Genomic DNA, 12,500 nt, shown 5'->3' with positions numbered 1-12,500 from the left:
AGCCCAGGTCATAAGGGGCATGATGATTTGACGTCATCCCCACCTTCCTCCGGTTTGTCACCGGCAGTCACCTTAGAGTGCCCAACTGAATGCTGGCAACTAAGGTCAAGGGTTGCGCTCGTTGCGGGACTTAACCCAACATCTCACGACACGAGCTGACGACAACCATGCACCACCTGTCACTCCGTCCCCCGAAGGGGAACCCTCTATCTCTAGAGGTAGCGAAGGATGTCAAGACCTGGTAAGGTTCTTCGCGTTGCTTCGAATTAAACCACATGCTCCACCGCTTGTGCGGGCCCCCGTCAATTCCTTTGAGTTTCAGCCTTGCGGCCGTACTCCCCAGGCGGAGTGCTTAATGCGTTAGCTGCAGCACTAAAGGGTGGAAGCCCTCTAACACTTAGCACTCATCGTTTACGGCGTGGACTACCAGGGTATCTAATCCTGTTCGCTCCCCACGCTTTCGCGCCTCAGCGTCAGTTACAGACCAGAGAGCCGCCTTCGCCACTGGTGTTCCTCCACATCTCTACGCATTTCACCGCTACACGTGGAATTCCGCTCTCCTCTTCTGCACTCAAGTCTCCCAGTTTCCAATGACCCTCCACGGTTGAGCCGTGGGCTTTCACATCAGACTTAAGAGACCGCCTGCGCGCGCTTTACGCCCAATAATTCCGGACAACGCTTGCCACCTACGTATTACCGCGGCTGCTGGCACGTAGTTAGCCGTGGCTTTCTGGTCAGGTACCGTCAAGGTACCGCCCTGTTCGAACGGTACTTGTTCTTCCCTGACAACAGAGCTTTACGATCCGAAGACCTTCTTCGCTCACGCGGCGTTGCTCCGTCAGACTTTCGTCCATTGCGGAAGATTCCCTACTGCTGCCTCCCGTAGGAGTCTGGGCCGTGTCTCAGTCCCAGTGTGGCCGATCACCCTCTCAGGTCGGCTACGCATCGTCGCCTTGGTGAGCCGTTACCTCACCAACTAGCTAATGCGCCGCGGGCCCATCTGCAAGCGGCAGCTTGCGCCGCCTTTCAACCTTCCTTCATGCGAAGGAAGATATTATCCGGTATTAGCCCCGGTTTCCCGGAGTTATCCCCGTCTTGCAGGCAGGTTGCCCACGTGTTACTCACCCGTCCGCCGCTAACTTTCAAAAAGCAAGCTTCTTGAAAGTCCGCTCGACTTGCATGTATTAGGCACGCCGCCAGCGTTCGTCCTGAGCCAGGATCAAACTCTCCAAAAAGAAATTTGACTTGGCTTGTTTCTATCGAAACATTGGTTTACGCTTCGTTTTGTTCAGTTTTCAAAGATCAATTAAGCGACTTTTATATATTATCACATTCAAATTAGTGAGTCAATATTTTTTTAAAAGAAAAAACATGACCAAAAAACTTTCCGCTAGATATGATAACAATGATCTTGAAAGATTTCAACCCCTATTTTCGTATAATGTCTGTTTTTGTTTTTTTGTTTTTTCAAAAGTATAGTTTAAAACAATAGTTAAACTCCTATTTTCAATGAACTGCGAAACAGCTCGAATTTCAATCATCCATTAAATGTAATTTGATTAAAATAACATAAAAGAATATAGGCCTCCGTGATTGAGCTTTAAACTCTTTTAAAGAACCTTATCAATGACCAAATCTCTTTTAGCCGCCATGTCAATCACTTCGTTTGTACCCTCTATTTTAATAATCGGTCTTGTTTTTTCATTGTCATTTACAAATAGAACCGTTGCGATCCTTTGATCCATCAGCTGGATTCTTGTGCCAATCGATAGACGAGCGAAAAGACTTAAAAGAGCATTAACAACTTGAATATCAAATTGTCCGAACAAATCATGACGAATCGTTTCGAGCACTTTAAATAACGGTTGTTTTTTCTCATGAACTCTTTCTGAAACCATATGATGAAAAAGATCCGCAATACCTACTATTTGTGAAAGTAAATGGATTCTCTTACCTTTTTCACCAAGAGGATAACCGCTTCCATCTAGTCTTTCATGATGCTGGAGAATGCTAAGCTTCGTTTCCGTCCTCAATAGATTAATGTTTTTGACCATATTATAGCTATGCATGACATGCTGCTTAATGTCATTATATTGAGAAAATAATTGTTTGTCCGGCTTCAAAAGAGTACCATTGATTTTAGCCATGCCGCAATCCGCTAATAAACCCGCCAGTCCCACTTGAATGGACGTCCCATTTCCAAGCTTCATTTCTTGGGCTAAGGAACTGCTGATCATGCCTACAGATACTGCATGATGAAATAAATATTTCTCTTTTGTGGTAAAATCAAGAATTTCAATCAATTTATCTTTTTGAAATTCGATCGTTTTTATTAAAGGCAGAATAATCTTTCTCACAGCATTTATGTCAATTCCCAATCCGGACTGCCATTTTTTGAATTCTCTTTCGTACGACACTACCCCATTCATATACAAATCAAAAAGGTTTGTTTGCTTATTCGTATTTTTTTCAAATTCTTGCGTTCGAACGGCTGACACTGGCGATTGATTTTTGGATTTAGTGAATGAATTCTTCCGTTCCTTGCCTTTTACATCGACAGATGATACGGAAAAGGCTTTCAAGATCTCGATATGCTCATCTGTTAGTACTGTATTTTTAGGAATAATAGGGTAGCCTGAAAGACCTAAAACATCGCTGTTTAAAGTCAGACCCGCTTCCAGCTCTTCCACTCTTACCTCCATTAAGAATCCCTCCATCATTATCTATTACCAATTTACCAAAAAAACTCCAAAATGAAGAGGGAATTAAAAAAATATTGCAAAAAATTATCAATTTTTTCAATTTTTCCATTCATTTCTAATCAATCTAAAATAGTTCTTTTTTTAATCCCAGTATCAAGGAATTTATACAAAAGAAAAAGGTCTATCTTCTCTTTCTTCAATTGAGAGAGAAGATACACCATTTTTAAGACCACCTAATGAACATATATAAATCGATTAGCTTATATGTTTCTCACATCATTACAGTTAGCGGGAAATTTAATGAAGTGTCCTGAAGAAGAAATTTGACCTATTCTTCCGTTTCTTGATCTTCTTCTTTGTCGCTTTCTTCTTTTTCAACAACGGCTACGGTGGCGACATATTCATCTTCGTCAAGGCGAATTAATTTTACTCCTTGTGCATTTCTTCCCGTTCGAGAAATGTCTTGAACATCCATCCTAATTAAAACACCGCCAGCAGTCATGAGCATGATGTCTTCTTCACCAGAAATCGTTTTTATAGCGACAAGAGGACCGTTTTTCGGAGTGATTCTGCAAGTGCGCAATCCTTTTCCTCCGCGCCCTTGAATTCGATATTCAGCTTCATGCGTTCGTTTTCCATAACCGTTTCGAGTAACGATCAGAACTTCTTCGCCATCATGCAGCAATTCCATTCCAATAACTTCATCGTCATCATCCAACGTAATTCCTTTCACACCAGTAGAAGTTCTACCCATCGACCGAACTTCCGTTTCTTTAAACCGAATCATCATGCCGTTCTTTGTTCCAATGACAATATCTTGGTTTCCATCTGTCAATTTAACCGAAATGAGTTCGTCATTTTCCCTTAATGTCAAAGCAATCAAGCCGTTCGTACGAATATGAGCATACTCTCTCAGCGGCGTTCGTTTTGTAATCCCATGCTTGGTCGTAAAGACTAAATACCAATTTTCATGATATTCTTCCACGGCTATCATGGTATTAATCCATTCATCTTTCTCAATTCCAAGCACATTGATGATTGGAATTCCCTTTGCGGTTCTTCCTAATTCCGGTATCTCATACCCTTTCGTTTTATACACTTTTCCTTTGTTAGTGAAAAATAAAATCGTGTCATGGGTCGACGTCGTAATGAGATGTTCCACAAAATCATTTTCGTTCGTTCCCATGCCTTGAATGCCTCTGCCGCCGCGCTTTTGGCTTTTGTAAGTAGAAAGTGGAAGGCGTTTAATATAACCGTTATGAGTGAGCGAAATCACGATATTTTCCTCGGGAATCAGGTCTTCATCTTCAATTTCGTCGACTCCGCTATCCATGATCGCTGTACGGCGTTTATCATTAAAACGTTCTTTAATTTCTAAAAGTTCGTCGCGGATAATTTGCAGTACTTTCTCTTCATCGGCAAGAATCGCTTTTAGTTCAGCGATTAAACGAATCAGATTTTGATATTCTTCTTCAATTTTTTCCCGTTCCAAACCTGTCAACCGCTGCAGCCTCATATCAAGAATGGCTTGGGCTTGTTTTTCGGTCAAAGAAAAACGTTGCATTAAGCCTTGCCGGGCAATATCCGTTGTTTGAGAGGAGCGGATAAGATTAATAATTTCATCAATATGATCGAGTGCAATGCGCAATCCTTCCAGAATATGTGCACGCGCTTCTGCTTTTCGCAAATCAAATTCCGTTCTTCTGCGAATGACAACTTTTTGGTGCTCGAGATAATAATGCAGGCATTGCTTCAAGTTCAATACTTTAGGTTGACCGTCTACAAGAGCCAACAAATTGATGCCAAAACTTGTTTGCAAAGCTGTATGTTTATATAAATTATTAAGCAATACATTGGCATTGGCATCTTTGCGCACTTCGATGACAATTCTCATACCGCGACGGTCTGATTCATCTCTTAAATCCGTAATGCCATCTATTCTTTTATCACGAGCGAGTTCTGCGATTTTTTCAATTAATTTGGCTTTATTGACTTGATAAGGAATTTCAGTGATGATAATGGCTTCTTTTCCGTTGGATTTTGTTTCAATTTCCGCTTTCGCCCGTAGTGTAATCGACCCTCTGCCGGTTTCATACGCTCTACGAATGCCTCTTCTTCCCATAATAAGTCCTGCTGTTGGGAAATCAGGCCCCGGAATGTACTCCATTAACTCTGAAATCGTAATGTCCGGGTTTTTGCTTAATGCTAAAATGCCATCAATGACTTCTCCCAACTGATGAGGCGGGATATTGGTTGCCATTCCAACCGCAATTCCTGATGATCCGTTTACAAGCAGGTTGGGGAATCGGGATGGTAACACTTCAGGCTCTTTTTCAGATCCATCATAGTTATCTTTATAGTCAATCGTGTCTTTGTTTATGTCCCTTAATAATTCCATCGAAATTTTGGACATACGGGCTTCCGTATAACGCATAGCGGCAGCGGGATCACCGTCAATGGAACCGAAATTTCCATGTCCGTCCACAAGCATATAGCGGTAGCTGAAATCTTGAGCCATACGGACCATCGTTTCATAAACGGCGGCATCACCGTGAGGATGGTACTTCCCAATGACTTCGCCGACAATACGAGCCGATTTTTTATATGCTTTATCCGGCGTCATTCCAAGATCGTTCATCGCGTATAAAATACGGCGATGCACCGGCTTAAGACCATCGCGGACATCGGGGATAGCACGGGAGACGATGACGCTCATGGCATAATCAAGAAAGGAAGAACGCATTTCCTGGCTGATATTCACTTCTTGTACTCTAGAACTAGGCATATCTGCCATTTATTAAGAACCTCCTTCATACACACAGTTCCCGGCGTGTCAGCCGTAAGAATCTGTTTTCTTTACGAAGGCAGGATAGACTTTTCATCTATCCTGCTGTATTAAACATCTAGATTTTTTACGTGCAAAGCATTTTCTTCAATAAATTGTCTGCGCGGTTCTACTTTGTCTCCCATCAGCATTTCAAATGTTTCGTCAGCTTCTATGGCATCTTCCAAACTAACTTGAAGCATTGCTCTTGTTTCAGGATCCATTGTTGTTTCCCATAATTGTTCCGGATTCATTTCCCCTAAACCTTTATAACGTTGAATGCCTGGTTTTGGACTTTCTGGAAGACTGGATAAAATTTCGTCCAATTGCCGATCATTATATGCATACTCAATTCGCTTTCCTTGAGAAACTTTATATAAAGGAGGCTGTGCTATATAAACATAGCCCGCTTCAATGATTTGGCGCATATAACGATAAAAAAAGGTTAATAATAACGTACGGATATGAGCACCGTCTACATCGGCATCCGTCATGATGACCACCTTATGGTAGCGGGCTTTTGAAATATCGAATTCTTCCCCGATTCCGGTGCCTAAAGCGGTAATGATCATTCTGATCTCATTGTTGGATAAAATTTTATCCAACCGCGCTTTTTCCACGTTCAAAATTTTTCCTCTCAAAGGCAAAATGGCTTGGAAATGACGATCGCGGCCTTGCTTGGCAGATCCTCCTGCCGAGTCCCCTTCCACAATAAACAATTCGCTGATGGATGGATCGCGTGAAGAACAGTCGGCAAGTTTTCCCGGTAAACTGGAAACTTCCAATGCACTTTTTCTTCTTGTCAATTCACGTGCTTTTTTAGCTGCCAGCCGCGCTCTCGCCGCCATCAATCCTTTTTCTACGATTTTTCTGGCCACGGATGGGTTTTCAAGTAGGTAGGTTTCAAAATGCTCAGAGAAAAGAGCGTCCGTAACGGTGCGAGCTTCTGAATTTCCTAATTTTGTTTTCGTTTGACCTTCAAATTGAGGATTTGGATGTTTAATGGAAACAATGGCGGTCAGCCCTTCTCTGACATCTTCTCCTGATAAATTTTGATCCGAATCTTTTATCAGTCCGTTTTTGCGGGCATAATCATTGATTACTCGAGTCAAGGCTGTTTTAAAACCAGATTCATGAGTTCCGCCTTCATACGTATGAATGTTGTTGGCAAATGAATAAATATTGCTGGAAAAACCTTCGTTGTATTGCAAGGCAATTTCTACTTGAATATCATCTTTTAAACCTTCAACATAAATGGGTTCTTCATGAAGTACTTCCTTGGTACGATTTAAATGAGCGACATAAGACTTGATTCCGCCTTCGTAATGATATTCATTTTTTCTTTTTTGCCCTTCACGGCGATCTTCGATGGTAATCTTGATATTCCGGTTTAAAAAAGCAAGTTCACGAATTCTTGTCGCTAATACGTCATAATCAAACACGGTGGTTTCCGTAAAAATTTCCGGGTCTGGCTTAAAATGAACGGTTGTTCCCGTTCGATTGGTATGACCGATCGTTTTCAAATCTTCTACTGGGACACCGCGCCGGTATTTTTGATAATAAATATTGCCATCCCGATGGACAAACACTTCCAGTTCAGTGGATAAGGCATTAACAACGGAAGCACCAACTCCGTGAAGGCCCCCGGATACTTTATACCCACCTCCGCCGAATTTCCCGCCGGCATGAAGAACGGTCATAATGACTTCTACTGCCGGACGGCCCATTTTTTCTTGAATGTCCACTGGGATACCGCGGCCGTTGTCAATCACCGTTATACTGTTGTCTTCTTCAACAATGACATTGATTTCACTGCAATATCCGGCAAGTGCTTCGTCAATACTATTATCAACGATTTCCCAGACTAAGTGGTGAAGACCTTTGCTGCTTGTTGATCCAATATACATACCAGGTCGTTTTCTTACAGCTTCCAGACCTTCTAATACCTGGATTTGGCTAGCATCATACGATTGAGAATTTTGTTCGTTCTTATCTATCGCCAAATTCAATCACCTGCTCTTTCTTCAATGCCTTTTCCTGCTTTCACTGCTCGTACAGCCCCGTCAAAAAACGGGGAAATAACCGCAAAAGCCCGACACAACATAAGCGGGCATCCAATGTTGATTTATATAAACGATCTAAAGATCTGTATACTTCGCATAAATGAGCCGGGTCGAGTGGATCAGGAGGAAATTTCTCCATTTCGTCGGAAGTCGGAAGTTTGTTGAACATACCTTTCCGGACAGCAAATCCCGAATCCGTTCTTGTTAAGGAAATTAAAAATTAAAAACTGAATGACCATTTATGCGGGTTAAATGTTTTTTCAGAGTACCTGAGGCAAACGGTGAAAAATAGATTTGCTCCGTTGTAATGACGATCGATTTACAGTCAGGAGGCAAAACCGATGATTTCGGGATCTTCCCCGTTCTATTCCAATACTGCAAAAGGCTGGGAATATCCGAACCTTTCCGATCCAAAATGGCCACAATATCTTTTGCATGTATTATGCAATCATCTCCTACATGCAAATACATTCTTTTAACCTCCATCTTGTTTTGACACCCTGCCGGCCATCACATGAAAAGTATCTGCTTCTTTCAACGTTTGATGATGAATGCCGTCTGTACTAGTTGTAGTGACAAATGTCTGAACTTTTTCGCGAATGGTGTTCAGCAAATGCGACTGTCTAAAATCATCCAATTCCGATAAAACGTCATCCAAAAGCAGCACAGGGTATTCGCCGATTTCCGAGCAAATTAACTCAATTTCCGCCAATTTTACAGAAAGAGCTGTCGTTCTTTGCTGTCCTTGCGATCCAAAGGTATGAACGTTTTTTCCATTCACCATAAAAACCAATTCATCCCGGTGAGGGCCTATCAACGTGACCCCGCGCTCAATCTCCCGCTCCTTTTGAGAAGAAATTTTTTCTTCGAATACTTCTACCATTTTTGACCAATCGTCATCTTCTAATACATCGATAGACGGACGATAATCGATTTTTAATTTTTCAAGTCCTCTGGAGATTCCGGAATGAATCGGCTGAGCCCATTCTTCTAAAAGCCGGATAAACTCAAAACGTTTTTGAACAATCTTTACCGCTAACGTAATTAACTGTTCATTCAAAACTTCCAGCATCGTTTTGTCGTGCTGCTTATTAGCCTGCAGCTGTTTTAAATAATGATTTCTTTGCTGTAAAACTTTTTGATATTGACTAATATCATGTAAATAGACAGGAGAGATTTGTCCGATCTCCATATCAATAAAACGGCGTCTAACTTGCGGGCTTCCTTTGACTAAATGAAGATCCTCAGGAGCAAACATCACGACATTCAAATTTCCAACATATTGACTTAATCTTTGCTGCTCAATATGATTGGATTTCGCTTTTTTCCCTTTTTTTGAAATCGTTAATTCTAATGGAATCGAGGTATGCCGTTTTTCCACTCTACCTTCTATTTTAGCATACTCTTCATCCCAGCGAATCAAATCTTTATCGTTTGACGTGCGATGGGATTTAGCCATCGCCAATACATAAATCGCTTCGAGTACATTTGTTTTTCCTTGGGCATTTTCCCCGAGTATCACATTCACCTTATTGTCAAAAGTTAATTGCAAAGATTCGTAATTTCTAAAATTTTCCAATACCAGCTCTTTCATGTACATTTACGCGACACCCTTTTTAAGTTCGTGTAATGACAAATTCACCGACGGAAGGAATGACAACGGTATCGCCTGGTTTTAATTTTTTCCCTCTCCGTTGGTCCAGTTCTCCGTTTATATACACTTCGTTTTCACTCAAAAACCATTTAGCCATTCCACCCGTAGAAATCACATTGATCAATTTTAAAAATTGTCCAAGAGTAATGGTGTCTGTATCGATAAAAACCTTTTCTGCCATTCGTGCTCACTGCTTTCCGATTTTAGTATCTAAAATTTAATTTTACTAAAATAATCAGGTAAATTCAAAATCATACTTGTCTCAAAACACCCAAATCCAAGAATGGAATTAAATAGAGATGGCCGCAACTGATTTTCTCTTTCGATCATCCAATAAAAAACTGACCCTTTTAAAGGCCTGCCTTCGCCATAAAATCCACTATAGAAGGAAGAACCTTAAGAGTCAGATACCAGCAAATAGTGAAAACTCTGTATCAAAACCTTTAAACATTTTGTTTGCAGTGATTTAATCTCAAGCCACCCTATAGCATAATGCTTTAAACAAAGATCCGCCTTGCGGTAATCGTTGAGGCACCGCAAAGCGGACAGCTTTCAAATGGATCGAAAACAGTTTAATTACGAAATTAATACGTTCTCACCGGCAAAATAAGCTGCAAAATTGAGTCATCCATAATAGGTCTTATCACAAAGGGGCGCATAGCTCCCGTAAATTGAATACGAATTTCGGTGCCTTCCAACGCTTTTAAAGCATCCATCATATATTTGGCGCTAAATGAGATTTTTAGCTCTTCCCCTTCAATTCGCTGGCTTTTTACCAATTCAATGACCTTCCCGATTTCAGGAGAATTAGAAGAAATTTCAATTTCATTTTGTTCTACGGTGGATAGCTTGACAACATTATTTCGTCCTTCTCTTGCAAGGAGAGAAGCGCGGTCAATAGCTTGCAAAAACTCTTTTGTATTTAATTCAATGGTGGTTTTGCTTTCGGTAGGAATCAGTCTAGATGTATCCGGATAATTCCCTTCCAGCAATCTTGAAAAGAATAAAATATGTTTCATTTTGAATAAAACTTGATTCTCCATAAACACAATTTCTACTGGATCCGATGAATCATCTAAAATTTTGCTTAATTCGCTTAAACTTTTTCCCGGGATCACCACGCTGTATGCTTCTTCAAATTCAGTTTCTACAGCCGCTTTTCTCAGCGCAAGCCTATGGCTATCCGTGGCTACGCAAATAAGTTCATTTCCTTCCACTTTCCAGTTGACACCTGTCAAGATTGGACGTGTTTCTGACGTGGACACTGCAAAAACAGTTTGCCGAATAATGGTTTTCATTAAATCCGCCGGCAATTGAAAGACTTTCCCATCTTCGATTTGCGGCAAATGCGGGTATTCATCAGGATCCAATCCGTTTAAATTGAACTCCGCTTGCCCTGACCGTATGACAGTTTGGTAATTGCTTTTATTGGTGACTTCAATTTCCACTGTGTCGAGCGGCAGCTTTTTGACGATTTCACTGAAAAATTTAGCTTGTAGAACAACAGCGCCGCTTTCTTGTATAGTCGCTATTTGATCATCTTCTTCTACCGTAGGAATAAAAGATTCAATGGAAATGTCGGAATCGCTCCCTGTTAAAGAAACTCCTCTGTGATCGGCTACAATTTTTATACCAGTTAATATGGGGATTGTTGTTCGTGAGGAAACTGCTTTCATTACATCTTGAACACTTTGAACAAGACGGTCTTTTTGAATGACGAATTTCATTTTAATAGCCTCCATGAGAATAATTTTTTGTTAAAAACATATATATTTTTTATTTAAAAAAATCGTAGTAGTAATAGTAGTGCCTGTGGATATGTGGATAAACTTGTTAATTACACGAAAACACAGCCTATCCACATGTGGACAGACTGTGGCTAGCCTTGGTCGTGTTATTCACAGTATTCCCGTTTACGATTTCAATTTGTTTTCAATTTCCGCAATGCTTCTTTTCAATTGCTCATCCGTTTGCAGCAGCTTCGAAATTTTCTCATGCGCATGAATAACCGTTGTATGGTCACGGCCCCCAAACTCTTCCCCGATTTTAGGCAGCGAGGAATCTGTCAGTTCCCTTGACAAATACATGGCAATTTGTCTTGGAAACGCGATGGACTTTGTTCGTTTTTTCGCTTTAAAGTCTTCTATTTTTACATTGTAGTGTTCTCCTACAACACGTTGAATTTCTTGAATGGTAATTACTTTTGGCTTAGAACTTGGAATAATGTCTTTTAATGCTTCTGCCGCTAAATCAGCATTAATGTCTTTATTGATAAGGGAAGAGTAAGCAACAACACGAATAAGAGCTCCTTCCAGCTCCCGAATATTTGTATCTATTTGATTGGCTATATAAAGCATGGCTTCATTAGGGATGTCCAATCCTTCTGCTTTCGCTTTTTTGCGGAGGATGGCAATTCTTGTCTCCAAATCAGGCGGAGTAATATCCGTGATTAATCCCCACTCAAAACGCGATCGCAGCCGATCCTCCAAAGTTGGGATCTCTTTAGGAGGACGGTCACTGGAGATGACAATTTGTTTGCTTTCCTCATGCAATGTATTAAAGGTATGGAAAAATTCTTCTTGTGTTTGTTCTTTTTTCGCTAAAAACTGAATATCATCAATTAAAAGAACGTCGACATTACGATATTTATTGCGAAATTCATCAGATTTATTATCGCGAATGGAATTGATAAATTCATTTGTAAATTTTTCGGATGTAATGTAAAGAACTTTTGCTGACGGATTATGCTCTTGAACGTAATGTCCGATCGCATGCATTAAGTGGGTTTTTCCCAACCCCACTCCCCCATAGATAAATAAAGGATTATATGCTTTAGCCGGCGCTTCCGCTACTGCAAGAGAAGCGGCATGAGCAAACCGGTTTCCGGATCCAATAACAAATGTATCAAATGTATACTTCGGATTTAACATGCTATGAGGAAAGTCATACTCTTCATCTTTAGATTGGACTTTTTTGGGAACGGGTATGTCATAATCATTTTCTTCCTGATTTTGAGGGATGATAAATTTAATATCGAGTTCTTCGCCAATCAACTCATAGATGACTCCCGCAATTAATTGCGAATAGCGTCCTTCGAGCCAATCCCTAGCAAATTCATTGGGAGCGATAATGATTAGTGTGTTGCCTTGAAGCGCATGGGCTTTGGTTGACTTTAGCCATGTTTCGAAGCTTGGCTTGCTGATCTTTTTTTCAATACTGGCAAGCGCTTTATTCCACAAATCCTCAATATTCTCCAT

The 12,500-nt window shown here is 40.8% G+C and carries 8 protein-coding genes and 1 rRNA gene (1 of these 9 running past the window's edge); all 9 read right to left on the bottom strand.

The window, feature by feature from the left end; genetic code table 11:
* A 16S ribosomal RNA gene (locus BSM4216_RS00045) occupies positions 1 to 1,235 on the bottom strand; it reaches 320 nt to the left of the window's first position.
* Between the two features lie 375 nt (positions 1,236 to 1,610).
* Positions 1,611 to 2,702 carry an HD-GYP domain-containing protein gene (locus BSM4216_RS00040; protein WP_048622317.1) on the bottom strand — a complete coding sequence of 364 codons (1,092 nt, stop codon included), beginning with the start codon at positions 2,700 to 2,702 and terminating at the stop codon, positions 1,611 to 1,613.
* 328 nt (positions 2,703 to 3,030) lie between these two features.
* Positions 3,031 to 5,496, bottom strand: a complete 2,466-nt coding sequence (gyrA, locus tag BSM4216_RS00035; RefSeq protein ID WP_048622316.1) for a DNA gyrase subunit A — start codon at positions 5,494 to 5,496, stop codon at positions 3,031 to 3,033.
* Positions 5,497 to 5,597: 101 nt separating this feature from the next.
* Positions 5,598 to 7,523 (bottom strand): DNA topoisomerase (ATP-hydrolyzing) subunit B, encoded by a 1,926-nt coding sequence (gene gyrB / locus BSM4216_RS00030; protein WP_048624338.1) that lies wholly within the window; start codon positions 7,521 to 7,523, stop codon positions 5,598 to 5,600.
* A gap of 279 nt (positions 7,524 to 7,802) precedes the next feature.
* Positions 7,803 to 8,060: an extracellular matrix regulator RemB gene (remB, locus tag BSM4216_RS00025; protein ID WP_048622315.1), complete on the bottom strand. Its 258-nt coding sequence runs from the start codon at positions 8,058 to 8,060 to the stop codon at positions 7,803 to 7,805.
* A 4-nt stretch (positions 8,061 to 8,064) separates the two neighbouring features.
* Entirely contained in the window at positions 8,065 to 9,189 is a 1,125-nt protein-coding gene (gene recF, locus BSM4216_RS00020) for a DNA replication/repair protein RecF (RefSeq protein WP_048622314.1), read from the bottom strand.
* Between the two features lie 16 nt (positions 9,190 to 9,205).
* Positions 9,206 to 9,424 carry a S4 domain-containing protein YaaA gene (gene yaaA, locus BSM4216_RS00015; protein WP_003353420.1) on the bottom strand — a complete coding sequence of 73 codons (219 nt, stop codon included), beginning with the start codon at positions 9,422 to 9,424 and terminating at the stop codon, positions 9,206 to 9,208.
* A gap of 403 nt (positions 9,425 to 9,827) precedes the next feature.
* Positions 9,828 to 10,970, bottom strand: a complete 1,143-nt coding sequence (gene dnaN / locus BSM4216_RS00010) for a DNA polymerase III subunit beta (protein WP_048622313.1) — start codon at positions 10,968 to 10,970, stop codon at positions 9,828 to 9,830.
* A gap of 186 nt (positions 10,971 to 11,156) precedes the next feature.
* A complete protein-coding gene (gene dnaA, locus BSM4216_RS00005) occupies positions 11,157 to 12,500 on the bottom strand; it encodes a chromosomal replication initiator protein DnaA (RefSeq protein ID WP_048622312.1) in 1,344 nt (447 codons plus the stop codon).

This window comes from Bacillus smithii, assembly GCF_001050115.1.
Taxonomy (GTDB): domain Bacteria; phylum Bacillota; class Bacilli; order Bacillales; family DSM-4216; genus Bacillus_O; species Bacillus_O smithii.
Note: the sequence above shows the minus strand (reverse complement) of the source record. Positions and strands in the feature narration are given on the sequence as shown.